The following is a 25,730-nucleotide window of genomic DNA, read 5'->3' on the forward strand; positions in this document are numbered from 1 at the left end:
GGAGTTACTCGGCTGGTACGGAAGCCGACGCGGTGAGCACAGCCCGGATTGCGTCTGGGTTCACATCGTCATGCTCGGCGATGACCACGAGCTTGCCTGCGCGGTTTTCCTCGGCTGTCCACGGGCGGTCATATTGGTGACGCACGCGCGCGCCGACGGCTTGCACGAGCAGGCGCATGGGCTTGCCCTGAACGGCGGCATAGCCTTTGACGCGCAGGATGTTGTGCTCGTTGGCAAGGGTGACGATTGCTGCGACGAGATCGTCGGGGTTTACCTGCTCGGGGATGTCAACAACGATGCTTTCAAACTCGTCGTGGTCATGCTCGTGCGGGCCATCGTGGTGGCTTGGGCGCGCGGCGATGTCATCTTCTGCGGCGGCCTCCAGGCCCAGAATAATGCGCGGATCAACCACGCCTTCGGTGACTTCAACCACAGGCAGCGGGCGCGGGGCGGTGTGTGCGACGATCTCTTTGGCCTTGGCGATACCGTCGGCGCCTGCGAGGTCGGCTTTGGTGAGCAGCACGATGTCGGCGCAGCTGATCTGGTCTTCGAACACTTCCGAGAGGGGTGTTTCGTGGTCGATGCTGTCATCGGCCATGCGCTGTGCGTCAACGGCGGCGACATTGTGCGCGAAACGGCCAGCGGCAACGGCTTCGGCATCGGCCAGAGCGATCACGCCATCAACAGTGATCTTGCTGCGGATATCAGGCCAGTCAAACGCCTTGAGCAGCGGCTTGGGCAGCGCAAGGCCGCTGGTTTCGATCAGGATGTGATCAGGGCGCGGCTCAAGCTGCATCAGGGCTTCGATGGTCGGGATAAAGTCATCGGCGACGGTGCAGCAGATGCAGCCATTGGCCAGCTCCATGATGTTCTCGGCGGGGCAATCAGGGATGGCACAGCTTTTGAGGATGTCGCCATCAACCCCGACATCGCCAAACTCGTTGACCACAATGGCGAGGCGCTTGCCGCCCGGATTTTGCATCAGCTCGCGGATGAGCGTTGTCTTGCCCGAGCCGAGAAAGCCGGTGATCACGGTGACGGGGAGTTTTGCTAGATCAGTCATTGGTGGCCTCCTGAGGCATATTGAGGGGCGGGATGCGGGCAACGCAGTTGCGTTTGAAGTGCTCGGGGCGGGTGCGCCACGGGATGAGGCCGTCGGTTGTGTCATGGTAGAGCGCGGCACCTTCAAGCAGCACGTCGGTTTGCGACGCTTCTGCGATATTGCCGTAGATATATGTCCAACGATCACCGCCTCTGAGCGCTACAGTGCAGCCGTGATCGCAGTTTTGCAGGCAGTCAACCGCCCGTAGCGTGACGCCTTCGGGGAGGCCTGCGATTGCGAGCTCGTCATAGAGCTTTTGGCCGGGGCGGCGCTCGTCATCGGGGATCTCTTGGCCCTGTCTGCATTTGACGCAGACGAGCAGTTCTGTTGGATGGTTGGCCACTGTTCTCTATCCCAAAAAAAGGGCGAAGGCGGGCCTGATGGCGGGGTGGCAACGTGCCTGTCCCGACACCGGAACACCCCGTCCGGTTACGTCTCGTCTCTTGCTGGTAGGTTTCCCGGCTCGCAGATATCGGCGCATTTCGCGTCGGCGGTTGTCCTGCCTTCCCAGCCGATTGGCCAGTGGCGCTCGGACGACCTTATCTACTCACGGTCGCGGGGGCGGCTGTGCTTGGTCTAAGATCACCGATGCGATCAGAGGTTGCACATTCCCTTTTCACCCATTTACACAGGCTCCAACACAGAAGCTGATGCACCCGAATCTGAAGAGATGTCAAGCTCAAGGAGACGCCCATGACCGATGCAGAAAACACCCGCCACACCGAAAAAATGCGCAAAATCAAGGCGGCGCGCGATAAGATGATGGAGAGTAAAACCGAAGAAAAAGGTTTGATCATCGTCAATACCGGCACGGGCAAGGGCAAGTCTTCGGCGGGCTTTGGCATGATCATGCGTTGTATTGCACATGAGATGCCCTGTGCGGTTGTGCAGTTCATCAAGGGTAACTGGATGACGGGCGACCGCGAGTTTCTGGAAAAGAACTATGCTGACGAGTGCAAGTTTGTTGTTTCTGGTGAGGGCTTCACGTGGGAAACCCAAGACCGCGAGCGCGATGTCAAAGCAGCTCAAGCGGGTTGGGAGCAGGCGAAGGCTTTGATACGTGATGAGAGCATTCAGTATGTGTTGCTCGACGAAATCAACATCGCGTTGCGCAACGACTATCTTGATATCGACGAGGTTGTTGAGTTTTTGCAGAGCGAAAAGCCGTTTATGACGCATGTGTGCCTGACGGGGCGCAACGCCAAGCCGGAGCTGATTGAGGCGGCTGATCTGGTGACGGATATGACGCTGGTCAAGCACCCGTTCCGCGACGGTGTGAAGGCGCAGAAGGGCATTGAGTTTTAGGCCCTAGGGGGCGCGACATGACGGCGTTGATGATTCAGGGCACAGGCTCGAATGTGGGCAAGTCGATGTTGGTCGCTGGCCTGTGCAGGGCGGCTGTGCGGCGCGGGCTGAGCGTTGCGCCGTTTAAGCCGCAGAACATGTCTAACAACGCGGCGGTGACCGCTGATGGCGGCGAGATAGGCCGCGCGCAGGCGTTGCAGGCGCGGGCCTGTGGGCTGGCGGCGCACACCGACATGAACCCTGTTTTGCTCAAGCCCGAGAGCGATGTTGGCGCGCAGGTTGTCGTGCAGGGCAAGCGGTTGACCACGGCGAAGGCGCGTGAATATGCGGCTTTGAAACCCCGGTTGATGGGGGCCGTGCTAGAGAGCTTTGAGCGACTTCGCAGTGCTTACGACCTTGTTATCGTCGAGGGCGCCGGTAGCCCTGCAGAAGCGAACCTTCGTGCGGGTGACATTGCCAACATGGGCTTTGCTCAGGCGGCCAATGTGCCCGTTGTTCTCTGTGGGGACATCGACCGTGGCGGTGTGATTGCGCAGATCGTTGGCACGCAGGCGGTGATTTCTGCCGAGGATGCGGCTCTGATACAGGGCTTTATCATCAACAAGTTTCGCGGCGACCCATCTCTGTTTGATGACGGGTATAAGCTGATAGAACAACAGACCGGATGGCGCGGCCACGGTGTTGCGCCTTGGTTTGGCGATGCTTGGAAGCTGCCTGCCGAGGACGCTTTGGATATTGCCGCGCCTGTGCGCGAGCAAGGCTTGCATGTGGTGTGCTTGCGGCTTTCAAGGATTGCGAATTTTGATGACTTGGACCCGCTGACGCTAGAGCCGAATGTGCGGTTGACGATGCTGAATGCGGGTGAAGTTATTCCGGCGGATGCGGATGTTGTGATCATTCCGGGCAGTAAATCAACCCGCGCTGATCTGGCGTTTTTACGCGCACAGGGCTGGGATGTGGACATCAAAGCACACGTGCGGCGCGGCGGGCATGTGCTGGGCATTTGCGGCGGCTACCAGATGCTCGGATCGGTGGTTGATGACCCTGAGGGCATCGAAGGGCCGAGCGGGCAGGCTGAAGGGCTTGGCTTGCTTGACGTGAGCACGGTGATGGGCGGCAACAAGAGCTTGCGCGAGGTGCGTGCAGTTCATGCGGCGACGGGCGCGGATATGCGCGGTTACGAGATCCACATTGGCCGCACGGCAGGCGGCGATTGTGCTCGCCCTTTTGCAAGGATTGACGGGCGGGGCGAGGGCGCTGTCTCGGCTGACGGGCGCGTGGCGGGGAGCTATTTGCACGGGATGTTTACCGACGACAGTTTCCGGAGGGCGTGGCTTGCAGGGTTTGGCACGCAAGGGACAAGCGCGCGCTACGAGACGCAAATTGATGCCACGCTCGATGCTTTGGCTGATCATCTGGAAACACATCTCGATGTTGCTGGCCTGATCGGGCTGGCCCGCTAGCGGGTTTCCCAGTTGGTGCGCGTGTTTGCCTGCCAGTCTTCACGGTGCAAAAGCGGTGTATCATCGTCAAACTCGGCCTGACCGATGCAAAGGTAGGCCGTGAATTGCCAGCCTGCGGGTGTTTCAAACAACGCTTGCATGCGGGTCGGGTCAAGGATCGACAGCATCCCAACGCCGAGGTTGAGCGCGCGGGCTGTGAGCCACAGGTTATAGACGGCCATCGCGGTGGATTGTTCGAGCGTTCGCGCGATGGTTTTGCGTCCGAGGCCGTGGCCTTCGCTTGGGTCAATCTCGGTAAAGATCGCCAGTTGCTCGGGGGCGTTATCTAGCCCTGCGAGTTTGAGCTTCAGGTATTTCTCTTGTTTTTCAGAGCTGTAATCGCTTGCGGCTTCTGCATTGCAGCGGCTGAACTCGTCGCGCACTTGCGCGCGCAGGGCGGGGTTTAGCACGCGGATTATGCGCCAAGGGCGGGCGTTGCCGACCGAGGGTGCGAGATCCATTGCAGCACGCAACTGGTCGAGGTGCTTAGGGCTAACGGGGGCTTGGGAAAAGTGCCGTACATCACGCCGCCACGTGAGCAGATCCTTGAGGGCATCTGCGTGTTGCTCCGTCATTTTCATCGCGCTAGCGCCTGCTCTAAGCGGCGCCAGTTGCCGCTTCCGTGGGTGAGCCCGAGGCGGATCCAGCTGTTTGAGTAGGGAAAGATGCGCGACCAGATGTGATGTTTGGCAAGGTGGGATTGCGCGACTTGGGCCGAGGCAGTGGCGTAGGTGCGAAACAGGGGGCTGCCACCGATGAGTTGCCAACCCGCTGCTTGGGCGAGCGCGTCAAGGCGGGCGGCGTCTTGGGTGAGGCGTGTTACGGTTTCTTGCTGCCATGCAACGTCTGCCAAGGCCAATGCTGCGATCGACAGGGAGGGGCCGGCGACGGGCCAAGGGCCTGCGAACTCACGGAGGCGTGCAGCGATTTTCTGGGATGACAAAGCAAAGCCGACGCGGATGCCGGCGAGGCCGTAGAATTTGCCAAAGGAGCGCAGGACGATGATGTTGTCGCTATCAAGGTTTGGCGCGAGCGAGAGCTCTGGCTCAGGGTCAACAAAGCTTTCATCAACCAGCAGCAGGCCGACGTTTTGCGCGAGCGCGCGCAGCTCGGCAGGTGCATAGCGCTTGCCGTCAGGGTTGTTGGGGTTGACGACGACAGCGAGGGCAGCCCCTTGCAAGGCGCTCAGTGTCGCTGCCTCGGAAACGCGCCAGCCAGCGGCGCGCAAAGCGGCGGCATGCTCGTTATATGTCGGGGTCAAAACGCGGGCCTCGGAGGGCGCTTGCAGGTAGGGCACCGCTTGGATCGCGCCTTGTGCACCGGCAAATGCGGTGATGCTGGCCTCTGTCCTATAGGCTTTGGTTGCGGCGGTTAGCAGTGCGTCTTGCTCGGGTTTTCGTGGCAGTGCACTCCATGCGGAAGCGGGCACATTTGGCACAGCGTAAGGCGCGGGGTTGATGCCTGTCGAAAGGTCGATCCAACCCTCAGCCGTGCCGCCATAGGCCAGCATCGCAGCGTCAAGGTTGCCGCCGTGGTCGCGCGTGGGAGTGGGTTGTTTGCTCATGCCCTTTTAGACAAGCGAAAGTGCAAGCAATGCAAGCCCCGTCAACGCCATTGTGCGCCGGAAAAGCGACAGGCCCTGCGCAAGTGTTTGTGCCAAGGGCGGCGGAGCAGTCGGGTTGACGTAGGGCTCATCGGTGATGTGGCCATCATAACTGCGCGGGCCAGACAGCGAGACATCAAGCGCGCCTGCCATTGCCGCTTCGGGCCAGCCTGCGTTGGGCGAGCGGTGTTTATGCGCGTCTTGGCGCATGGCTTTCAAGGCAGGTTTGAAGCGGTGAAAGGAGGCGACAGCAAACAAGAACCCAGTGATGCGGGCGGGCAGTAGGTTGACCAGATCATCGAGGAGGGCGGCGGCTTTGCCGAAGGCCTCAAAGCGCGGGGTTCGGTGGCCGATCATCGAATCCATCGTGTTGATGGCTTTGTAGGCCGCGATACCTGGCAGGCCAAAAATGCAGCCCCAGAAAAGGGGCGCGGTGATGCCGTCAGAGGTGTTCTCGGCGAGGCTTTCGATGGCGGCGCGAGCGATACCTTGTTGATCTAGCGCTTCGGGATTGCGGCCGACGATCATCGAGACGGCTTGGCGTGCGGCTGGCAAGTCGCCTTCCAAGAGCGGCCTTGCGACGGCTTGCACGTGTTCGTGCATCGCGCGCGCGGCGATGAACGGCCAAGCGAGGATGCCGCCGACGAGGATACCGATTGCGTTTGCAGGCAGGAGAGTCTGCAGCAGGTAGGCAGGCAGGGCTGTGGCAAGAATGAGGGCTATTGTGGTGAGCACACCGCCGATGAGTTGCTGCGCTCGCATACCCTTGTTGAGCTTTCTGTCGCAGAGATCAACCAGCCAGCCCATCCATGTGACGGGATGTTTGATGCGTTTGAATAGCCAGCTTGGCCAGCCGATGAGGGCGTCGATGAGCAGGCCGGCGAGCATCATGGCAGCGAAACTCATGAGGCACCTGTTTGAAAGGCGAGTGTTGCTGTGAGGCCTGCTTCACCGAGAGCCTCAAGGCCGTGTTTGGGCGCGGCTCCGACGGGGAAGATCAGGCCGCGGGCGGAGCCTGTGTGGGCGCGGATGTGACCCAAAGCGCCGAGGGATTTGGCGAGGTCTGGTAGTGGATCGGACGTCGGACACGACGGTGTTTCAGGTGAGCGGCGAAGGGCCGTGCAGCGCTCGGATGACTGGCTGGCGATTGCGCCGAGGCTGGCGAGATCGGAGAAGTTTGCCCAGTCTTCTGCGAGCTCGCTAATGTCGGGGAAGTCTTGGTCGGTGGCGTCGGTTTGCTCGGGTGCGCCCCAGAAACCGCCGAGCACTGTGCAGGCTGGCGGACGTTTGTATTTCGCTACAATGAGGCCTTCGCGAGAGGCCCAGAGGAGGCTGTCTGCGTCGGGAAGCATGAGCGGATCACTTGCGCCTTCGACGGCGAGGCAGCCTTTGACGAGCTGTTCTGCTTCACCGCTGAAACCAGCGTGTTTAGCGTAGGCGATGAGCGTTGCCGTTGACGCCCCCGCGCCCGCGCCGAGGGGCATATCGTAGGTGAGGTTCGGGAGGGGGACGGCTGGAATTTCGAGAGTTTCCCAGAAGGGGGCGAGTTGTTCTGGAGTAAACACCGGACGTCTTGCCGGGCGTCTTACTGCGCGTCTTGCGGTGTCGCTTGTGCGGACATGCAGAGCAGGGCAAAGCAAGGTGACAAGCGCGACAGGCCCGTCAGGACCAAGGCGGCCCTGGAGCCATTCTCCGAAGTGACCTGCGACGCTCACCCCCATGTTTTGTTGACCTCGATCACCGAAAATGCGCCCGTCGGGCCGACGCGCAGGCGGGTGCAGGATAGTGTGTCGACCTCAAAGGCAAGAGCCTCGCTGTGCTGCTGCATGGTGCTGGCGATTGCGGCGCGGATGACACCCGCATGTGCAACGATTGCGACGGGGCTTTGGGCCTTTTGAGCCACTGCCGCGAGCTCGTTGAGGGCGGGGTGAACGCGCGCGCAAAGCGAGGTGAAACTCTCGCCGTTTGGTGGCGTGTAGGCCGCGAGTTGGGCGTTGGTCATGGGGCCAAGATCTGGAAGGTCTGCGTAGAGCATACCGTCGTGATCGCCGAAGTCCTGCTCCCAAAGGCGGGCGTCTTGGGCGATGCTGGCGTCGGGCCAGAGGGCCTCGGCGGTTTGGGCACAGCGTAGGGCGGGGCTTCTGACAATCTGTGTGATGCCCTCAAGAGCGCTGCGAGCGTCAGTGATTGGCGCGGCGGAAAGATCGGCCGGAGCATCGGTGCGTCCGCACAAACGTAAGCCGCCCGCTGTTGGCGCGTGCCGCAGCAAGACAAGTTGGGCTTTTTGTTCGGAGAGCCTGAGCAAACTGGTTTTCTTTCCGCTTTCCTTTTTCAATCAAACCTGCTTTTCCACAACGCCATGGAAAAGTCGACACTGATCATAGGCGGGGCCCGATCCGGCAAATCGCAGTTGGCCGAAAAGCTGGCGCTGAAGCCTATGGGGCGGGCAGTCTACATTGCCACAGCCGAAGCGCGCGATGAAGAAATGAGCGCGCGGATTGCCACACACCGTGCGCGGCGCGGCGACAATTGGAGCGATGTGCATGCGCCCGTTTTGCTGCCTGAAGCACTGGTTGAAACGGACGGAGATGCACCGCGATTGGTTGACTGTTTGACGCTGTGGCTGAGCAATTTGATGCTCGCTGGCGACGACTGGCGCGCGGCAACCGAGGCGCTGGTTGAGGTGCTTGCCACGCAAACTGCGGACGTGATTTTCGTAACAAATGAAGTGGGCGCAGGTATTGTGCCTGAAAACAAACTCGCACGCGATTTTCGAGATGCTGCTGGCTGGGTTAACCAGAGAGTGGCGCAAGCATCGGACACTGTTTGGCTTTGTGTCGCGGGCTACCCAGTAAAGGTAAAACCAAATGACAATATTTAGTGATATCAAGACACTCGACGGAATATCGGCGCTGTTGACGAGCTTGCCTAAAGCCAATGGAGAAGCGGCTGAAGCGGCGCGTGAGCGGCAAAATTCCCTGACAAAACCGCCTGGATCACTGGGGCGACTGGAAGATCTGGCTGTGTTCATGGCCAGCTGGCAAGGCGATGCGCGGCCTGTTTTGAACAAAGCGCAGGCGGTTGTGTTTGCTGGAAATCACGGCATTTGCGACCAGGGCGTGAACCCGTTCCCGCAGGGCGTAACCATGCAGATGGTCGCCAATTTTAGCGGTGGTGGTGCGGCGATCAATCAGCTTTGTCGTGCGGCGGGAGCCGAGCTTTCTGTTGTAGCGCTTGAGCTTGAGAACCCGACGGCAGACTTCACGCAGGGGCCAGCGATGAGCGAAGCCGAGGTGCTTGACGCGATGCGCAAGGGGGCCGAGGCGGTTGATCCGAGCGCGCAAGCCTTGACGCTTGGCGAGATGGGTATTGGCAATTCTACAATCGCGGCGGCGCTGGCCTGTGCGGGCTTTGGCGGCACGGCAGCGTCGTGGGTCGGGCGCGGCACAGGCTCTGATGAAGACGGGCAGTCGCTGAAAGCGCGGGTCATTGAAACTGGGCGCAAGCTGCATGCGGATGCGCGCGGGCTTGGCCTGTTGGCGGCCTATGGTGGGCGCGAGCAGGCGGCAATTTGCGGTGCGGTTTTGCAGGCGCGAGCGCTGTCGATTCCGGTGCTACTGGATGGCTATATTTGCACGGCGGCTGTGGTTCCTCTACACGATATCGCCCCCGAGCTTCTGGATCATTGCATTGTGGCGCACATGAGCGCTGAAGCGGGGCATAAGCGCCTTGTTGAGCGGCTTGGTAAGGAGCCGTTGCTCAACCTTGGAATGGCGCTTGGTGAGGGGTCTGGCGCTGCCTTGGCTGTCAACGTTTTGCGCGGCGCGCTTGAGTGTCATAATGGCATGGCGACTTTCGCGGAAGCTGGTGTTTCGGAGGCATGACGCCAATGCAGGCCCGCCTCAAAGAGCTGCACATTGCGGTGATTCTGCTGACGCGTTTGCCTGCGGGGCAGGTGAGGGGTGATGTGCCGTCACTGACAGAGGCCCGATGGGCCTTTCCCTTTGTGGGGCTGCTCATCGGCTGGATTGTCTGGGCTGCATATGGGGTGCTCTTCTGGCTTGGTGCAGCACCAATGCTGGCGGCTTTGGGCGCGCTCACGGCGTTGGTTTTGCTCACCGGAGCGCTGCATGTTGACGGCTTGGCCGACTATACCGACGGGATCGGCGGCGGGCGTGACACAGCGCATCGGCTTGAGATCATGCGCGACAGTTCTATCGGTAGCTACGGGGTTGCGGCGCTGATCATTTGCCTCGGAGTTTGGGTCACGTCTATCGGCGCAATAGGAGCGCAAGCAGGCTTGCTGGCTTTTCTGATGATAGGGTTTTCGAGCCGTTACATGATGGTGCTGTTGCTTGAAGTTTTACCACCTGCCCGCGGCGACGGTATGGGCGTTCTGGCCGAAGGGCGGGCGCCAATGGCTTTGCTTCTTGGCGGGGTTGCGGCGGTGTTTTTGGCGCTGTTCTTAGGCGTTGCAGGCCTTGTGACGCTGGCGGTTATGCTGCTCGTGACGGCGCTTCTTGGCTGGCAGGCAAAGCGCTACATCGGCGGGCATACGGGCGATGTTTTGGGCGCGACTCAATTGATCAGCGAGACACTTGCTTGGGCGCTGCTTTCGGTGTTTCTCTAGCTGCACGATCAAGCGATCAACCTCATTGCGGCTTTCAGCAGACACTCCAACCGAAGTTGTGGAAACACGCAGGTCGCTGCCTCAGCTGGCTGCCGCGCTTTGTTGGGCTGCGGTGATGGCCTTTGACGAGCCGGACAGCGGGATCTGGGCGCGGTGGTTGAGGTCTTCGATCACCAGCATCTCGCCGCCGCGCAGAGGCCGCAGTTGAGAGGGCGGGATTTCGAGGAGATAGGCGAACTTGCCGTCATGCTCGACGATCTTGGCAAAGCGGTAGGTGTCGATATAGCTGCGCTTGTTGCCGGGGTAGGCGACCCAGAGGCGCAAGTCGAGCGGGCGGGTTTTCCAGAGGCCCGTTACAAACAACGTTGCATTCTTGCTGTCTTTGGAGAAGTTCACAATCGCGGTTTGGCCGCCGCGGTTGCTCGCGGCTGCAATATGTTGCGAGCCCTCAACGCGTGTTTGCCACGCGGCAGTCGCAGGTTGCGTGGCTGTTGCAGCCTCTTCCTGAGCCCCGCCTTGAGCCGCAGCGGGTGTTGCCAAAGCAAGGCATCCGGCGATGATGTAAGCAGCAATTCGCATAGCAGTTCCCCCTTAAGTGCTTTGTCCTTGCGTCAAAGGGATGACTTTTTCCAGCCCGTTCATAAAGTTTTAGCGGAGTTTGTCTCAAATTGGTCGCAGGAAATTGCGCGCTTGAAGCTGTCATTGAGAAGTTGCATATGCGGTGCTAGAATCAATTTATGCTCGGCACCGGAGCTTTCGCAGGTGCGCCAGAAGGAGGGTTTACCCCTGTCACCCGACACTGCTGAGGCCACAATGAGCCCACTTAAACAGAGCAAAGAGTTTGATCCATTGACCAGCGACGAGCTGCTTGCTGTGATCCTCGCCACGCTTGAAGCCGACAAAGCCGAAGATATCGTGCAGATTGATCTGCGCGGCAAGTCTTCTATGGGCGACTATATGGTCGTCTGTTCGGGGCGCTCTTCGCGGCAAGTCACGGCACTGGCCGAGAAGCTGGCCGAGAAGCTGAAGGTCGAGCACGGCCGCTTTTCCAAGATTGAGGGGAAGGGCACTGGCGACTGGGTTTTGATCGACACTGGCGATATCATTATTCATGTCTTCCGCCCTGAAGTGCGCGAGTTTTACCAGCTTGAGAAGATGTGGCTGACGCCAGACACGGCGAACAGCTAAATGCGCGTGCATATCTGCGCTATGGGCCGGCTCAAGAGCGGGCCTGAAAAGGCGCTGATAGACGACTATGTGCAGCGCTTTGAGCGCACGGGCCGCGGGCTTGGCCTTACCGCGCTGACAATTCATGAGCTTGACGACAGAAAAGGCGGCGGCATGGAGGCCGAGGCGGCGTTGCTTGAGCGCGCTTTGCCCAAAGGCTGCGTGCTTGTTTGTTTGGACGAACGCGGCAAGCTTGAGACCTCACCGCAGTTTGCCGAGCGGCTGGCTGGCTGGCGCGATGCCGGTTCGCAGGACGTCGCCTTTGTGATTGGCGGAGCTGACGGAATTGCACCGGGCCTGCGCGCCAAAGCCGATTTTTCTCTCAGTTTTGGCAAGATGGTCTGGCCGCATATGCTGGTGCGTGTCATGCTCAGCGAGCAACTATACCGCGCGGCGTCTATTCTCGCCGGTGCGCCGTATCACAGGACTTAAGGACCAGAGCGATGTTCGGATTTTTCAAGAAACGCGGAGCTGCGGCAAACTTGTCAAAAATCAATCCGGCGCAGATTGATGTTAGGCAGCTTGCTGAAGATGCCACCCGTAGCATGCCGATGAGCGCCGCTGTGCGGGCGCGTGCTTTGCCGCAGCTTATGGAGGTTCTGGAAGAGGCGCTCAATAAAGCCGAGGCCGAGAGCGGTGTGCGTTTCAGCCCCGAGCAGCGCGTCGAGATGCGCGAAGCCTTTGAGGATGTCGTGCGCGGCGAGGCTTTGCCCAAGATTGCCGAACAAGCGCCCGACGCGCCGGATGCGGGCCACCAGGGCCACATCGAGGGGCTTGTTGCGGCGGTGTTTGACACCGAGTTTGACGGCACACCAGCGCGTGTCATGGAAGTTGGAGCGCAGGCGCGGCAGGAGGTTGCCGAGTATTGCCAGCGTGCCGGGCTTGATGACGCGGCGCTTAAGGCGGCCGGAGAACGGGCGATCGCCGAGCATATGGGCGCGCTTTTGCGTTGATCGGTTGCGCTAACAGCCCCTTGGGCGGTTGCCTCGAGGCGGCGCAGGGCTTACATGCGTCAGCAAAGAGGAAACTGGCCCATGAGCACCCCGAAACCTGTTGTTTTATGTATCCTTGACGGTTGGGGCCATTCTGACAGCCCAGAGGCCAACGCGCCGCTGCTTGCCGAGACACCCAACTATGACCGCCTGCTTGCAGAGTGCCCCTCAACGTTTTTGACGACGCACGGCCCTGACGTTGGCTTGCCGCGCGGGCAGATGGGCAATTCGGAGGTGGGCCATACCAATATTGGCGCGGGGCGGGTTGTGGCGATGGACCTCGGGCAGATCGACTTGTCGATCGAGGAGGGAAGCTTCTTTGAGGAGGCTGCTCTGCTGGCGTTTATCGACACCCTCAAAGCCACAGGCGGCACGGCGCATTTGCTTGGGCTGGTGTCTGACGGGGGGGTGCACGGGCACCTCAGCCACTTCATCGCGGCGATAAACGCCATAACCGACGCCGGCGTGCCTGTATGTTTGCATGCGATAAGCGACGGCCGCGATGTTGCGCCAAAGTCGGCCTACGGCTATTTCACGACGTTACAAGAAGCACTGCCGGAGGGCGCGCGGATTGCCACTGTCACGGGCCGCTATTTTGCGCTCGACCGCGACAACCGTTGGGAGCGGGTGAAGGAAGCATACGATGCAATGGTGCTCGGAGAGAGCGGCTATAGGGCCGCAGATGCCCACGGCGCAATTTCCAACGCCTATAACCGCAGCGAAACCGACGAGTTCATCTCTGCCACGGTGCTTGCGGGCTACGACGGGATGCAAGACGACGACGGCTTGTTTTGCCTCAATTTCAGGGCGGATCGGGCGCGCGAAATATTGGCGGCAATCGCTGACCCCGCATTTGACAGCTTTGATACCGGTAAGCGCCCCAAGCTGGCGGCGGCACTGGGTATGGTTGAGTATTCTGATGCGCATAACACCTATATGAGCACGGTGTTTCCTGCGCGCGAGATCATCAACACGCTGGGCGAATGGGTGTCAAAGCAGGGCAAGCGGCAGTTTCGCTGTGCGGAAACAGAGAAATATCCGCATGTGACCTTCTTTCTCAATGGCGGGGTAGAGACGCCCTACGAAGGTGAGGAGCGCTACATGGCGCCGAGCCCAAAGGTTGCGACCTATGATCTACAACCCGAGATGAGTGCGGCGGAGGTGACCGACGCTTTTGTCGGGGCGATAGAAGACGGTTTTGACATGATCGTCACCAACTATGCCAACCCCGATATGGTCGGCCATACGGGCGACTTGAAGGCCGCTATCAAGGCATGTGAAGCCGTTGATGCAGGGCTTGGGCGGGTTATGGCGGCGCTTGAGAAGGCCGGAGGCGCGATGATCGTGACGGCTGACCACGGCAACTGCGAGATGATGATTGACCCTGAAACGGGCGGGCCGCACACTGCGCACACTACAAACCCCGTGCCGGCGTTGTTGTTTGGCGGGCCGAAGGGTGCGAAGCTGCGGGAAGGGCGTTTGAGTGATTTGGCGCCGACCATCCTGAGTTTGATGGGCTTGAAACAGCCTAAAGAAATGACCGGAGTGAACCTGATCACATGACAATGCGCGCTTGCCTTTTAGCTGCGGCCCTTGTGGCTGGATCAGCGGCAAATGCACAAGAGCAGCCCCCCGCCGAAGCGGCAAAGGCAGCGCTTGAGCAAGTGCAGGCCGCCGAGCTTGCGCTGGGCAAGGCCAAGAGCGGCAAAGACCGTGTCGCGGCGCTGACCCAGACAGTGCGCGCCTTTGAAGCAGGCCTTGGAGCGGTGCGCTCGGGCTTGCGGCGGGTGACGATCCGCGAGCGCGCGTTGACGCTTGAGTTGACAGCACAGGAAGAAGAGATCGCTGGCTTGCTAACCGTGCTGCAAGCGCGCGGGCGGGTTGGCTCTCCGAGTTTGTTTTTGCACCCCGAGGGGGCTTTGGGCACGGCGCGGGCCGGTATGATCGTGTCTGAGATGACACCAGCGCTGGCGCTGCAGGCGGCCGAGTTGCGCGCCAAGCTTGACGAGGTGAGCACCCTGCGAGCGCTACAGGCCAACGCCGAGAGCAACTTGCAAAAGGGCCTTTCCGGAGCACAAGAGGCGCGCACCGAGTTGAACCAGGCTATCGCTGACCGCGTCGATCTGCCGAAAAAGTTTATTGAAGACCCGGTGAAAACGGCCCTGCTTATTGCGACTGCCGATACGCTTGAGAGCTTTGCTTCAAGCCTCTGGCAGATCAGCGGCGGCCCTGTTGAACTTGCAAACGATGTGCTTGAGACACGTAAGGGCACGCTGCCTTTGCCTGTTGCCGGCCGCATTTTGCGCAGTGCAGGTGAGGCCGATGCCGCAGGCATTAAACGCGAGGGTGTTCTGATCGCCACGCGCCCCCGTGCTCTTGTCAGCAATCCTGCGGCTGCGACAGTGCGTTACCAAGGCCCGCTGCTCGACTTCGGAAACGTGATGATACTTGAACCGCAAAACGGGCTGTTGATGGTGTTCGGCGGGCTTGATGTAGTGTATGCAACCACGGGAGACGTGCTTGCCGAGGGCGCGCCGCTTGGCCTGATGGGCGGCCAGAGTGCGGCTGTCGGCGAAATTTTGACCCAAGTTGAAAACGGGGCTGGAAGTGATCTTTCAGAAACGCTCTACTTGGAAGTAAGAGAAAACAACAAGCCGGTAAATCCCGAGGGGTGGTTCCGGTCAGTAAAGGATGATTGAGCAATGAAGAAGTTTCTGATGGCTGCCGCGGGCGGCACTTTGGCGGGGCTGGTGATCACCACGCAAGTCGCGGCGCCGCTTTTGGCGCAAGAATCAGCCAAAACTACAGACGTTTACCAGCAGCTTGATCTGTTCGGCGACATCTTTGAGCGGATCCGCGCGCAATATGTCGAGGAAGTTGACGAGGGCGATCTTATCGAAGCCGCGATCAACGGGATGCTCACTTCGCTTGACCCGCACTCAAGCTACCTGAGCCCTGATGACGCCGCTGATATGCGCGTGCAGACGCGCGGTGAGTTCGGCGGTCTTGGCATCGAAGTGACGCAGGAAGACGGCTTTGTGAAAGTTGTCAGCCCGATCGACGGCACACCCGCTGATGTGGCCGGTGTCGAGGCTGGTGATTTCATCACTCATGTTGACGGCGAGAGCCTGCTTGGCCTTCAGCTTGATGAAGCCGTCGAAATGATGCGCGGGCCCGTTGGCAGCGAGATCGTGATCACCGTTGCCCGTGAAGGCGCTGACGAGCCGCTGGAAATTTCGATCATCCGCGACACCATCAAACTGACGGCGGTGCGCTCGCGCATCGAAGGCAAGACAGTTGTTCTGCGCCTGACCACGTTCAACGACCAGACCTACCCCAACCTTGAAGCCGGCATTGCCAAGCAAGTTGAGGAAGCGGGCGGCATGGACAAGGTTAACGGCTTTATCCTTGATCTGCGCAACAACCCCGGTGGCTTGCTGACACAGGCGATCAAAGTATCGGATGCCTTCCTTGAGAGTGGCGAGATCGTGTCGACACGCGGCCGCAAGCCTGAAGACGGCGACCGCTTTAACGCGGTTGCGGGTGACTTGACCGGTGGCAAGCCACTGGTTGTGTTGATCAACGGTGGCTCGGCCTCGGCGTCAGAGATCGTTGCCGGAGCGCTGCAAGATCATCGCCGCGCGATTGTGGTTGGCACCAAGAGCTTCGGGAAAGGCTCGGTTCAAACTGTGATGCCACTGCGGGGCGAAGGGGCGATGCGCCTGACGACGGCTCGCTACTACACACCATCGGGCCGCTCTATTCAGGCGCTTGGCGTTTCACCTGATATCGTTGTCGAGCAACCACGCCGCACCGAAGAAGAGGCCGAGGAGGCGGACGTCAAGTTCAAGGCACGCACCGAGGCTGACCTGCGCGGCAGCATCAGCAATGACAGTCTGACTGAAGACGAGATCGAGCAAATCAAGCGCGATCAGGAAAAAGCGCTTGCCGCTGCCAAGCTGCGGGTTGACGACTATCAGCTCGCCTATGCCATCGACATTTTGAAAGGTCTGTCGGCGCTCGGCCCGTCTGAGTAAGCTATAGGCAAAGACATCGAGAGGGCCGTGCTTGCGAGAGCGCGGCCTTTTTTCTATGCGCTAGAGCAGTTTGAGCAATGCCGCGCGGTCAACCTTTGACGCGTGGCGTCTGTCCATCGGGATGTGGCTGACGGATTTGACAGAAGTGATGCCGAGCTTGGCGGCATTGTTTGTCCACGTCGCGCGTTGCGCTGTGTCTCCGGCGACGGCAAGCGTTGCGGTGCTGTTGACGGCGACCAAAGCGCATTGCGCAACCCCTTGCCACTGCCGTGCAGCAACTTCGATAGAAAACGGGAAGGCAGGGCCTATGGCTGTGTCGACCTCCGAGCCGACCCGCCCCAGCAGCCAAAGGCGGTTATGGGCATCAAAATATCCTGCATCGCCGGTGCGGTGCCAGATAGTTTTGCCTTCGACGATCTTGTTTTCGGCGTCATGGGCGGGGTCAAGATAGCCGCTGTTTACATGCGCGCCTGCGACTTGAATTTCGCCCTGCTGCACACGCGCATTGACGACATCAACAGGCGTGCCGACGAGCAGGCCTTTGCCGGAGGTCATCAGCGCGTGGTCATCAGCCGTGATGTCATGAGCAGGCAGATGGGCGATCGGCTCGGCCTCGGTTGAGCCATAAACACAGACCGCTTTCAGGCTTGGCTTGGCGGTGTTGAGGGCTGCGAGCATGTCGGGAAACACCGGCCCGCCACCCGTGAAGACGGTGTGCAGCGTGGCAGGAATCTGCGTTTGAGCGAGCTTTTCACAGAGCGAGGGGGGCAGTAAGGCACGGGTGACATTCTGGCTGGTGATCCAGTGTTCAAGCTGCGTGGGGGCGAGTTTGCCAAGCCGTGACATCTTCCAGTTGGGCAGCACAGAGGTTTGGCCGCTGGCGATGTTGATCAAGACGAACACGGGAAACGTGACCAGATCGCGCTCGGGCTTGTCACTGTGCAAAAGCGGCGCGATGGCGCGGTGCTGCGCGCTGAGAAACGCGTGACTCCGCGGGATTGCCTTGGGCATGCCTGTGGTGCCGGAGGTAAAAGAAATGAGAGCGATGTCTGTCTCGGAGGGCGGCGGCAAGCCAGGTGCAGCACCGCTGCTCTTGTGTGGGCGCAGGTGTTTCATTGGCCAAAGCTCGGGCAGGGCAAACTTGAGCAAGCCGTAGGCGCCCGCACTGCAAAACGCCGCGGGCTTGGTGACGCGGGCAGCGTGACGCAGGCCTTTGAGCCCCATCGCGGGTTCGGGCAGAACGACTGTCGCGCCGAGCGACCAGAGCGCCGCGAGGCTTGCGTAGAGATCAGTTCCGATGCCCATCGCCAAGAGCACGCGATCACCCTTACGGATGCCTTTGCGATGCCATGTGCGTGCGAGGCCTTCAGCCCGGTTTTGCAGCTCGGTGAAGGTGGTGCTTATGCCCGCTCCATCAACGATTGCCACGCGCTCGGGGTGCCGCGCAACGGCAGCGTTAAAGTCGTTGAGGATGCTACCCATCGAGCTTTAGCCCGAACAGCCCGTAGCGGCGGAAGACATCAGCCCCCTCGGCGGCGCTGCGCTCGGCGGACTGGTTGTCATCGTGGATGAGTGCGTGAATGGCGGTGTCATAACCTGCAGCGGCGGCGGCTTTGTGAAAGGCATAAGCGAGGTGCTGCCCTGCGCCGCGCTCAAGGCTGGCGTAGGTTTTCAATATCGCGCTGCTTGGCTGCGGGCCTTCGGCAAAGTTCGGCGTTCCAAAGAGGAAGCCCGCGAGGCTTTGATCGGGCCGCCGCGCAAAAAAGATCAATTCGCGTTTGAGCATTGGCACCATTGGCATATACATCGCGAGGAAGGCCTCGCGGCTGATAGGTTTGTAAAACATGTTCTGCGAGAAAGCCTCGCTTGAAAGGTCATACACCTGATTGAACAGCGCTTCGGGGTTGGTGCCATCCCACGGTTCGATGGTGAAAGTGTCGGTTGACGCGGGCTTGGTGAGCGCGGTTTGCGTCAGCGGCACGCGGGCCGAGAAATACTGGCTGATTTCGGTGAAGCCTGCGACTTTGAACAGCTCCAGCGGCATAGGGGTTTCGCGCGGCTCAAGCAGGAAGGCAGGGCTGCCATCGCTTTCGGTGACAAAGCGGTAGCTGTGCCATGTGTCGCCGTCCATCGGGCCGATGACGCGAGAGAGGCCTTGCGCGCGGGCGAAGGTGATCGCTTGCTGCAAGACGTCAGCTCCGGCCGTTTCGGCTTTGCAGGTGAAAGCGCCGATTGTCGCTGTCGGCGCACCGTCCCATTCGGGGCCGTCAAGAAACACGGTGAGCTTTGCGCCCTCGGCTTGAAACACATGTTGCGTCATAGTGTGAACCTCGAAAAATCTATCACCATCAGGTAAGCAGGAAGCGGTATGAGCAGCGACATGAGCGCAAGCTTTGTCACACGGGCCTTGGCAAAGGCCTGCGCAAAGAGTGAGGGCACGACCGCTGCCAAGACAAGGCAGGCGATGACCAGCCCCCACATCGGCCCGTTCCAGTTTGTCGTTTCAGGATTGAGGCCAATCACCACGAAGCGGATACCGCAGAGAGCCGCAGTGATTGCCAGCAACGACGCGAGCCGCGCAAACAACGCGCTTTTTGAGAGTGCTACGGCGCAAAGGCCCGTGACCAAAGACATCGCGGTGAGGCCATAAAAGGATATCGCGTTCCAGCCCGAGGCATTGCCCAGCGTCAGCCAGCCGAGGCTGAGAAAAGCCAGCCCTGCGACGATGTCGAGATCTGGGTATTTGCCAGAGCAAGGCGTGACACTGCGGCTCCAGGCGTGCGCACCGAGCGCAAGAATAGGCATCACGGCATTTTGCATCTCGGTCACTGCGAGCAGGACGAAAACAGTGATCACATAGACCCGCGCGGCGTGTCTGCTGAGGCCAAGCATGGGCGCAATTTTGAGAAAGGCGAGTATGCTAACGGTGAAAAGTGCTGCCGTTAAAAGCAGCTCGAGCAGCGGGTTTTGGGCGTGAAAGAACAGGAAGATCAGCAGGCCAACGGGCAGGAACAAGTTGTCAAACCCGCGCCAGCTGACTGCCTCAACCAAAGTGCCAAACCCCGCGACCATAAGCGAAAGCACGATGATGTTTGCTGGTGGCAGGGGTGTCATCAGCATGAGGCAGAAGACAGCTATCAGCAAGGTGAGGGTGAAAAAGACGGCGCTGCCTTCGATGCTTTTCTGGCCTTCCTCGACCTTGAAAAACTTGGTTCCGTAATTGCTTCCGGCCAGCGCTGCAGCGGCATCGGCAAGCGTGAGAACGGCGATCGGGAGCACGTAAAGGAAGAGCTGCTCTTGCGCCAGAAACAGGCAAACGGCAACGGAGATTGCGAGCAGGAAATCACCATATGATTGCCGCTCGACGCTGTGCAGGGTCTTGCCGAGTTTGGAGCCGGGGAGGCGCAAAACGAGCATAACCAGAAGTGTGAGACCAACCAGAAAGTAGACAGGCCAACGCGTTGGAAACAGCCAAGGCAGGGTGAGCGCGTAGAGGCCTGTGCCAATGTGAACAAGCTTGCGCTGCACCTCAGAGCCGATATCGCTGCGCGCCGCCAGCCAGCGCACCACCGCCATGAGGCAGAGCAGCGTGGCGACAGAGGCAAGCGCAAGGATGATCTGCAAGGTGACGCTCATCAGGTGACTTCCTCAACCACAAAATCGGAGTAAAAGAATGCTTTGTCTTGGGCCTTGAGTGTGTCCTCTAGCGCTGTCAGCGTGGTGACTTGCTGCGCAAAAGCGGGGGGCACACGGCGCGGCACCATCATGTTCCAATAGACCAGCCGCGCGCCAGGTGCGGAAGCGGCAAGCACACTGCCATAGACCTGCTCGAAAACCTCGGCGGACATATATTCAAAAATGTCAGAGAGGTTGAAACCGTCGGCCTTTTCTCCGGTGGAGACGAAGGCCTCAAGCGAACCGGGCCTGATATCAAGCCTATCAAGCCGCGCTTTGATTGTTTCGTAGTGCTCCTCACGCCATGTCATCGGCAGGGCGTCACCGTGCGTGCCTTTGAGGATCCAGTGCAAGTAGGGGTTCTCGGCTGGGTCGCACTCCACGGCGGCATGGTGAATGCGCCTTGCGACGTGCTCGGCAGGGCTGCCTTCTACGTGATCAAAGAAGGCTTTGTCGCGGCCCATACGGCCCATCACGAAGCGCGAGAAAAACGCATTTAGCAGCAGCCGCCAGCGCCATGTGTTAAAGCGCGTATCGAGGAACTTCTGACGCTCGGGCTTGGGCCGCGACACGAAGGTATCGTCGATGGTTTTGCGGCTGTGCACGAAAGGCAGAAGCCGCGTGCGGAAGATGCGAAAGTAGCGCTCGAACTTGCCCGCACCGCCTGCGCCGTGTTGCTCGACTTCGTCGGCCAAGCCTTGCCAGTAGGCGGTTGTTTCGGCGTCGGTGCCTTTCAATGCCTTGGAGAGAAGCGCCTTACGGTTGTCGCTTGGTCGTGCGCCCATGAGCTGCAAAAACTCGGGGTGTGTGAGGTTTGTGAAAGCGCCGATACGCAGCTTGAGGCAGGCGATCTGGGCGAGGGACAGGTCAACCACCACGACCTTCGCCGGGTCGAGCGTCAGCATAGCCAGCGCGTTGTCGCCCGCCGAGCAGATCGACACCAGCGTGCCGCCTTTGCAGTCGCCCAAGCCTTTGGTCAGCACGTCGGCATCTTCCCAGAGTTGTGCATAGCGGATGTGCTCGAAGTCGGCTTTGCTTTCAATCTCAGAGGTCTGCATCTATGCGCTCCACTTGGCCTGTTGCACCGTCAACGCTGATCAACTCACCGTTCTCTATCCATTGTGTTGCGCCTTTGAGGCCCACGACACAGGGGATGCCCAGCTCACGCGCAACGATGGCGGAATGTGACAAAAGCGAGCCGCGCTCGACCACGATTGCCGAGGCGTTGCAAAACACCGCGATCCAGCCCGGGTCTGTGTGACGCGCAACGAGGATGTCGCCGGGCTCAAGCGCCTCTGTGCGCGGGTCACGGATCACACGGGCGCGGGCTGTGACTTGACCTGCCGAGCAGCCTGTGGCGCTGCGGGCCGTTGCGCTGTCTTTCTCTACGGGTGTTTCGTTCCAGACAGGAGCGATTGCGGGGCCGCGCAGCTCGATCCGCTCGGGCGGATCAGGGCGCTGGGCGGCGGCTTGGCTTGCCGCTTTGCGCAGGGCCACCAGCGCTTTGAGATCAGCCGAAAGGCCTGCGCCTTCGACCGCGCCGAGCACCTCTTGCGTGGTGAGGTGAAACACGTCACGCGGGGCTTTGAGCAGCCCACGCGCCGCGAACTCGCGCCCGAGCGCAAGGAAAACACGGCGCGTGTAGCCGAAGATGCGGGTGCGCTCAAAACGCAGGTTCTCGCGGTCACGCACGCGGTTCTTTGTCCAGCTGATCACCCACTTTGCAACGCGGCGCTTGAGCGGTGCTTTGGGAAAGAGCGCGGCCCAGTTGGGCTCTTGCGTGTCATGTTTCTCGACGCTGTCACGCGTGGCACTGAAGGCGATAGCTTGCAGCAGGCTTGTCGGGTCTTCTGTGAGCGGGATACTCTCAAGTTTGAGCTCTTCTGTGCAGCGGTCACCGAATTTGTCGAGGTAGGATCGCACCTCCGCAGCGATAGCTGGGTGTGCGTCAAGTGCGCCTAATCCGTGCTGGCCAAGGGCCTCGGCCAGGCCTGCCTCACGCACCATCGCCCCCATCGTGGCGATGCGCTGAGCTGGCTCGGCAGAGATGATATCTCCCTGACCGATCATCACGTCGTTGTGCAGAGTGAGCCCGTCAGCGCCAAGCCATTTTTCAAGCATATTGCGCGAAGCACCGAAGGCGATCATGCACAGAAAGTCGTTGATCAGCGGCGCATCCCAGCGGTCAAGCAGGGTGCTTTCAATGCGGCGATACTCGGCGGCGAGGGCGGTTGGGCCGGCTGTGCTGACTTCAAACCCGCTGTTGAGCGCCGCATCAAGCCGCGCGTTAAAGCGCGCGCGGGTGCGGGGCAGACGGAAGGCTTGCCAGAGCAGATTGCCAGCGACTTTGATGAGTTTGAGGTATTCAAGCAGCTTCTTGAGGCCCTTTGCGGGGGGCGGGCCGATACTGTCTGTGACCTCGGCAGGCATGGGCGTATCGACGCCCATCATGGTTTCCATATAGGCGCGGTTGAGCGAGAAACCGGGCAGCAAAGCCAGCGCGCGATACCAGTTGACGAGGTTGTAATAGACCCGCCCGTCAACCACGCCGAGCATGTTGGAAAACACCGCGGCGTTTTCTTCAACGGTCTTTTCAGGCACGCCGAGCAGCCGCACGAAGGCCTGATAAACGCGGGTGTAGACATGCACCGCAAACGAGTAGGTCAGCGGGCTGACCATGCCGGGGTAACTCTCGACGATGTTGGAATTGTCAAAGATCGTCAGGTGCGCGTCAGGCTGCGGCAGGGGCAAAAGCGGCGTGGTGATCGGACGCGATTGCAGGATGTGCAGCCCGTCAGCGTCAAGCGCCCATTCAATGTCTTGCGGCAGGCCGAAGGCTTCTTCGGACTTGCGTGCCAGAGCGGCGACTTGCAGCGCTTCGTCAGATGTAAGCACTTCGGGTTTGGCGGGGCCAGAGGCGGTTTTGCCAACGCTCCAGTCTTCGCCGTCTTCCTCGCCTGAGACCAAACGCTCGCCCAAGCCCGCGATGGCCGAGATAGTCACCTGTCCGCGCAGGCCTGTGACGGGGTCAGCGGAAAAGGCAACGCCGGCGGCGTGTGCGTCGATCATCTGTTGGACGATGACGGCGGGGCCCTCAGCGGCGGCCCCGGTTTTCAGAGCGCGGTAGGTTGCAACCGTTTCCGAAAAGCCGGACTGCCAGACTTGCTTGGCGGCTTTGCCTACATCGGCGGCTTGCACGTTCAAGTGGGTGTCAAACTGGCCTGCATGGCTGTGCTCGGCGCCGTCTTCCTGACGGGCAGAACTGCGCACGGCGAAGGGGCCTTTACCCAAGTTCTTGAGCGCGGCTTTAAGGCCTTTGATCTGGCCGGATGTCTCGAATGCGTCAGCTTTGATCACAAAGAATGCAGGCGGGTTGAAACCGAAGCCAGCCAATTGTGCGAGGGCGGCGGCCTTGCCACCGACGACCTCGACCTCGCGCGCGTCTTCCTGTGTGACAATCAGCGACATCAGAGCATCCTTAGAACAAGCGGTGCAAAACCGGCGATGGCGTAGCAGTCAAACACCCAGAGGCCAGCGAGGGTATCAAGCTGCTTTTGGGCTTCAGGTGTTGGGTTTTTGACGTATTTAGCGGCGGCTGACAGGCAGAGTGCTGCGCCAAACCCGCCAAACATAAGACCAACCCAAAGCGCGCCAGTGGCTTGGCAGACCGCAAGCAAGAGCGCGAAGGAGAGCAGGACGCATGCGCTCCAGACAAGGGCTGCTTTGCGCGGCCCCCAGAGGCGGGAGTATGTATCGACGCCAGTGATTTCGGCCTCGGGCGCCCAGAGCTTGCGGCCGATTTCGAGCACACAACCGTTGACGAAGGACAGCGCCAGAAACAGCCAGAGCCCGTTGGCAGCGGAACCTGCGGGAAGCCACTCAAAGCCGGTGAGCAAAAGGTCGATCAGCGGCATGATCAGCATATGGCTGAGCAAGTAGAGCACGGGGCGCGCTTTGAGCCACTCAGGCGCGCCGAACTCGGCTGTCATGGCCGCTAGCCACGCCCAGACCAGTGCCAGCAGCCAAAGCGCGGGCGGATGCCACGTCCAAGTTGCGAAAGCAGCGATGGGAAGGGAGGCAAGGCCAAGCGTGATAATCTGGCGGAGCGAGACGAGGCCGCGGGGGATAGGGCGCTCAGGGCGGTAACGGGTGTCATCCTCAAGGTCTTTATACTCGTCGCAGACCCGCATTTGAAAGAACAGCATAAGCGCAACAATGAAGCCTGCGATGTAAGCCCCGTAGCTTGGCAAATCGCGGCCTGACAGCTCGGCCGAGACGGTGAGGCTCGCGGCGGAGAACACGGCCAGAAGCGGCATGGTTTGCGCCAGCGGGAAGCGCTCTTTTTGATATGTCCAGAGGGCAGAGAAACTCATCTGTGGCGGGCCAGATTTTCATGTGCGCGGGTGAAATGCCCGGCGGCGATAGCGGCGACGATGGAGATTTCTCCGCAGAGGCAGGTGGCGGCGGCAACTTCGGCCAATGCCGCACCTTTGCCCGCGCCTTTGAGCCCCAGAATGTTCAGCCCGGCTGACTGACTTGGCAGTGATGTGCCGCCGCCGACAGAGCCGACAAGAATGTTTGGCATGGTCACGCAACAGAACAGTCCGTCGTCGCGGGCCTCCATGCGGGTGATGCCGATAGCGCCTTCGGCGACGCAGGCCGCGTCTTGGCCTGTGGCAATGTAAAGCGCTGCGAGGCCGTTGGCGAAATGCGCCTGTGCGCCGAGCTGACCGGACAAATGCGAGCCGAGATTGGCGACTTGTCCGTAATCCAGCATGGCTTGCACTGTGGTGCCGAGCGTCTTTTCGACCACCTCCGCCGACAGCGTGACTGAAGCGCTGACTTTGCGTCCGCGCCCTGTGACCAAACCGAGAAACGATGCTTTCTTGTCGCCCGAAAAGTTGCCCTCGATATACCATGCCTTCAAAGGCACGGGGCAGCGCGCGGCGATATCTTCGCACAGCGCGTTGGTCGCGATTGTCACCATGTTCTGGCCTGCCGCGTCGCCTGTTGTGTAGCGGCAAATGAGAAAGACGATGTTGTTGTCGATCACCGGCTCGACCGAAACAAGCTTGCCGTGATTGGTTGTGCCTTCGGCCTTGGCTTTGAGGCTGTCGATCTGGCTGACGACCCACTCAACGAAGAGGCCCGCATTGAGCAACTCGTCAAACACAAAGGCCGGTGTACGAATGACGCCTTCATAGAGCAGGGCTGTGCTGATGCCGCCCGACTTTGTCGCGGCGTAGGCGCCGCGTGCATAGGAGGCAACCAAAGCTGCCTCGGTTGTGGCCATCGGCACGTGATAGTCGCCATGCGCGTTCAGCCCGTTGATGCGCAAGGGGCCGATGATACCGACCGGCATTTTGACGGTGCCGATAAAGTTCTCGATATTGGCGCTGAACTGGTCTGGTTCGGTCATTGTCAGCGGGTCGGCTATGGCCTGCTGGTCATCCGGTGAGGCGACTTCTGACAGACGGCTCCAGTATTTGTTCACCGAGGCCGCGCTGGCTTTGCGCACCGGACGTAGAGTTGTGAAGTCGGCGTCATTTGGCAGCATGCGCTCTTTCAACGGCGCCGCCTGAAAGCGAGCGCGCACTTTGTGCAGCATTTCAATAACATGCGATGGGATGGTCAAGTGCCGCGCTCCTGCTTTACTT

At 60.2% G+C, this 25,730-nt stretch carries 26 protein-coding genes and 1 riboswitch; of the genes, 11 read left to right on the forward strand and 15 right to left on the reverse strand.

What is annotated here, in order from left to right; translation table 11 throughout:
- Positions 1 to 4 precede the first annotated feature (4 nt).
- Together cobW and KO498_RS07500 are read right to left on the reverse strand one after the other, a co-directional pair.
- On the reverse strand, positions 5 to 1,063 hold the full coding sequence (cobW, locus tag KO498_RS07495; RefSeq protein ID WP_215959249.1) for a cobalamin biosynthesis protein CobW: 1,059 nt from the start codon (positions 1,061 to 1,063) through the stop codon (positions 5 to 7).
- Positions 1,056 to 1,445 carry a DUF1636 family protein gene (locus KO498_RS07500; RefSeq protein WP_215959250.1) on the reverse strand — a complete coding sequence of 130 codons (390 nt, stop codon included), beginning with the start codon at positions 1,443 to 1,445 and terminating at the stop codon, positions 1,056 to 1,058. The genes cobW and KO498_RS07500 overlap by 8 nt, the downstream gene beginning before the upstream one ends.
- 88 nt (positions 1,446 to 1,533) lie before the next feature.
- Positions 1,534 to 1,757: riboswitch (cobalamin riboswitch) on the reverse strand.
- A gap of 38 nt (positions 1,758 to 1,795) precedes the next feature.
- Between KO498_RS07500 and cobO the strand changes: the two genes are divergently transcribed.
- Both cobO and KO498_RS07510 read left to right on the forward strand, forming a co-directional pair.
- Complete coding sequence (gene cobO / locus KO498_RS07505) at positions 1,796 to 2,407, forward strand: cob(I)yrinic acid a,c-diamide adenosyltransferase (protein WP_215959251.1); 612 nt, start codon at positions 1,796 to 1,798, stop codon at positions 2,405 to 2,407.
- Positions 2,408 to 2,424: 17 nt separating this feature from the next.
- Positions 2,425 to 3,870 carry a cobyric acid synthase gene (locus KO498_RS07510; RefSeq protein ID WP_215959252.1) on the forward strand — a complete coding sequence of 482 codons (1,446 nt, stop codon included), beginning with the start codon at positions 2,425 to 2,427 and terminating at the stop codon, positions 3,868 to 3,870.
- On the opposite strand, the gene bluB is transcribed toward KO498_RS07510, so the two are convergent.
- The 5 genes from bluB to KO498_RS07535 are packed head-to-tail and all read right to left on the reverse strand — an operon-like array spanning position 3,867 to position 7,847.
- Positions 3,867 to 4,490 (reverse strand): 5,6-dimethylbenzimidazole synthase, encoded by a 624-nt coding sequence (bluB, locus tag KO498_RS07515; RefSeq protein WP_215959253.1) that lies wholly within the window; start codon positions 4,488 to 4,490, stop codon positions 3,867 to 3,869. The two genes, KO498_RS07510 and bluB, sit on opposite strands and share 4 nt — an antisense overlap.
- The gene (gene cobD, locus KO498_RS07520; RefSeq protein WP_215959254.1) at positions 4,487 to 5,473 is read right to left on the reverse strand and encodes a threonine-phosphate decarboxylase CobD; all 987 of its coding nucleotides are present in this window, start codon (positions 5,471 to 5,473) and stop codon (positions 4,487 to 4,489) included. The genes bluB and cobD overlap by 4 nt, the downstream gene beginning before the upstream one ends.
- A gap of 6 nt (positions 5,474 to 5,479) precedes the next feature.
- Positions 5,480 to 6,418 (reverse strand): adenosylcobinamide-phosphate synthase CbiB, encoded by a 939-nt coding sequence (gene cbiB, locus KO498_RS07525; RefSeq protein ID WP_215959255.1) that lies wholly within the window; start codon positions 6,416 to 6,418, stop codon positions 5,480 to 5,482.
- Positions 6,415 to 7,227 (reverse strand): propanediol utilization protein, encoded by an 813-nt coding sequence (locus KO498_RS07530; RefSeq protein WP_215959256.1) that lies wholly within the window; start codon positions 7,225 to 7,227, stop codon positions 6,415 to 6,417. The genes cbiB and KO498_RS07530 overlap by 4 nt, the downstream gene beginning before the upstream one ends.
- Positions 7,224 to 7,847 carry a histidine phosphatase family protein gene (locus KO498_RS07535; RefSeq protein ID WP_252731309.1) on the reverse strand — a complete coding sequence of 208 codons (624 nt, stop codon included), beginning with the start codon at positions 7,845 to 7,847 and terminating at the stop codon, positions 7,224 to 7,226. Before KO498_RS07535 ends, KO498_RS07530 begins: the two co-directional genes overlap by 4 nt.
- Positions 7,848 to 7,871: 24 nt before the next feature.
- Here KO498_RS07535 and cobU point away from each other — a divergent pair, with 24 nt between their 5' ends.
- From cobU to cobS, 3 genes are read left to right on the forward strand one after another with little or no spacing between them, the layout of a single operon-like run.
- Positions 7,872 to 8,393 carry a bifunctional adenosylcobinamide kinase/adenosylcobinamide-phosphate guanylyltransferase gene (gene cobU / locus KO498_RS07540; protein ID WP_215959257.1) on the forward strand — a complete coding sequence of 174 codons (522 nt, stop codon included), beginning with the start codon at positions 7,872 to 7,874 and terminating at the stop codon, positions 8,391 to 8,393.
- Positions 8,380 to 9,396, forward strand: a complete 1,017-nt coding sequence (cobT, locus tag KO498_RS07545; RefSeq protein WP_215959258.1) for a nicotinate-nucleotide--dimethylbenzimidazole phosphoribosyltransferase — start codon at positions 8,380 to 8,382, stop codon at positions 9,394 to 9,396. The genes cobU and cobT overlap by 14 nt, the downstream gene beginning before the upstream one ends.
- Complete coding sequence (gene cobS, locus KO498_RS07550) at positions 9,393 to 10,142, forward strand: adenosylcobinamide-GDP ribazoletransferase (RefSeq protein WP_215959259.1); 750 nt, start codon at positions 9,393 to 9,395, stop codon at positions 10,140 to 10,142. The genes cobT and cobS overlap by 4 nt, the downstream gene beginning before the upstream one ends.
- A gap of 81 nt (positions 10,143 to 10,223) precedes the next feature.
- Here cobS and KO498_RS07555 read toward each other — a convergent pair whose 3' ends face one another.
- A complete protein-coding gene (locus KO498_RS07555; protein ID WP_215959260.1) occupies positions 10,224 to 10,721 on the reverse strand; it encodes a hypothetical protein in 498 nt (165 codons plus the stop codon).
- Positions 10,722 to 10,955: 234 nt separating this feature from the next.
- Between KO498_RS07555 and rsfS the strand changes: the two genes are divergently transcribed.
- From rsfS to KO498_RS07585, 6 genes are all read left to right on the forward strand, one after another.
- Positions 10,956 to 11,330: a ribosome silencing factor gene (rsfS, locus tag KO498_RS07560; protein WP_215959261.1), complete on the forward strand. Its 375-nt coding sequence runs from the start codon at positions 10,956 to 10,958 to the stop codon at positions 11,328 to 11,330.
- Positions 11,331 to 11,801, forward strand: a complete 471-nt coding sequence (gene rlmH, locus KO498_RS07565; protein WP_215959262.1) for a 23S rRNA (pseudouridine(1915)-N(3))-methyltransferase RlmH — start codon at positions 11,331 to 11,333, stop codon at positions 11,799 to 11,801. It begins immediately after the preceding gene.
- Positions 11,802 to 11,812: 11 nt separating this feature from the next.
- The gene (locus KO498_RS07570; protein WP_215959263.1) at positions 11,813 to 12,322 is read left to right on the forward strand and encodes a hypothetical protein; all 510 of its coding nucleotides are present in this window, start codon (positions 11,813 to 11,815) and stop codon (positions 12,320 to 12,322) included.
- Positions 12,323 to 12,403: 81 nt separating this feature from the next.
- Positions 12,404 to 13,924 (forward strand): 2,3-bisphosphoglycerate-independent phosphoglycerate mutase, encoded by a 1,521-nt coding sequence (gene gpmI, locus KO498_RS07575; protein WP_215959264.1) that lies wholly within the window; start codon positions 12,404 to 12,406, stop codon positions 13,922 to 13,924.
- Positions 13,921 to 15,060: a murein hydrolase activator EnvC family protein gene (locus KO498_RS07580; RefSeq protein WP_215959265.1), complete on the forward strand. Its 1,140-nt coding sequence runs from the start codon at positions 13,921 to 13,923 to the stop codon at positions 15,058 to 15,060. Before gpmI ends, KO498_RS07580 begins: the two co-directional genes overlap by 4 nt.
- A gap of 3 nt (positions 15,061 to 15,063) precedes the next feature.
- Entirely contained in the window at positions 15,064 to 16,398 is a 1,335-nt protein-coding gene (locus KO498_RS07585) for a S41 family peptidase (protein WP_215959266.1), read from the forward strand.
- A gap of 60 nt (positions 16,399 to 16,458) precedes the next feature.
- On the opposite strand, the gene KO498_RS07590 is transcribed toward KO498_RS07585, so the two are convergent.
- The 7 genes from KO498_RS07590 to KO498_RS07620 are packed head-to-tail and all read right to left on the reverse strand — an operon-like array spanning position 16,459 to position 25,708.
- Positions 16,459 to 17,880 carry an AMP-binding protein gene (locus tag KO498_RS07590; RefSeq protein WP_215959267.1) on the reverse strand — a complete coding sequence of 474 codons (1,422 nt, stop codon included), beginning with the start codon at positions 17,878 to 17,880 and terminating at the stop codon, positions 16,459 to 16,461.
- Positions 17,873 to 18,718: a hypothetical protein gene (locus tag KO498_RS07595; protein WP_215959268.1), complete on the reverse strand. Its 846-nt coding sequence runs from the start codon at positions 18,716 to 18,718 to the stop codon at positions 17,873 to 17,875. Before KO498_RS07595 ends, KO498_RS07590 begins: the two co-directional genes overlap by 8 nt.
- A complete protein-coding gene (locus tag KO498_RS07600) occupies positions 18,715 to 20,034 on the reverse strand; it encodes a diacylglycerol/polyprenol kinase family protein (protein ID WP_215959269.1) in 1,320 nt (439 codons plus the stop codon). The genes KO498_RS07595 and KO498_RS07600 overlap by 4 nt, the downstream gene beginning before the upstream one ends.
- Positions 20,034 to 21,131: a DUF3419 family protein gene (locus tag KO498_RS07605; protein ID WP_215959270.1), complete on the reverse strand. Its 1,098-nt coding sequence runs from the start codon at positions 21,129 to 21,131 to the stop codon at positions 20,034 to 20,036. Before KO498_RS07605 ends, KO498_RS07600 begins: the two co-directional genes overlap by 1 nt.
- Positions 21,118 to 23,541, reverse strand: coding sequence for a PEP/pyruvate-binding domain-containing protein (locus KO498_RS07610; RefSeq protein WP_215959271.1), 2,424 nt, complete (start codon positions 23,539 to 23,541; stop codon positions 21,118 to 21,120). Before KO498_RS07610 ends, KO498_RS07605 begins: the two co-directional genes overlap by 14 nt.
- On the reverse strand, positions 23,541 to 24,446 hold the full coding sequence (locus tag KO498_RS07615) for a UbiA family prenyltransferase (RefSeq protein WP_215959272.1): 906 nt from the start codon (positions 24,444 to 24,446) through the stop codon (positions 23,541 to 23,543). Before KO498_RS07615 ends, KO498_RS07610 begins: the two co-directional genes overlap by 1 nt.
- Positions 24,443 to 25,708, reverse strand: coding sequence for a hydroxymethylglutaryl-CoA reductase (locus KO498_RS07620; protein WP_215959273.1), 1,266 nt, complete (start codon positions 25,706 to 25,708; stop codon positions 24,443 to 24,445). Before KO498_RS07620 ends, KO498_RS07615 begins: the two co-directional genes overlap by 4 nt.
- Between the last annotated feature and the right edge of the window lie 22 nt (positions 25,709 to 25,730).

Source organism: Lentibacter algarum, from assembly GCF_018860975.1.
Classification (GTDB): domain Bacteria; phylum Pseudomonadota; class Alphaproteobacteria; order Rhodobacterales; family Rhodobacteraceae; genus Lentibacter; species Lentibacter algarum_A.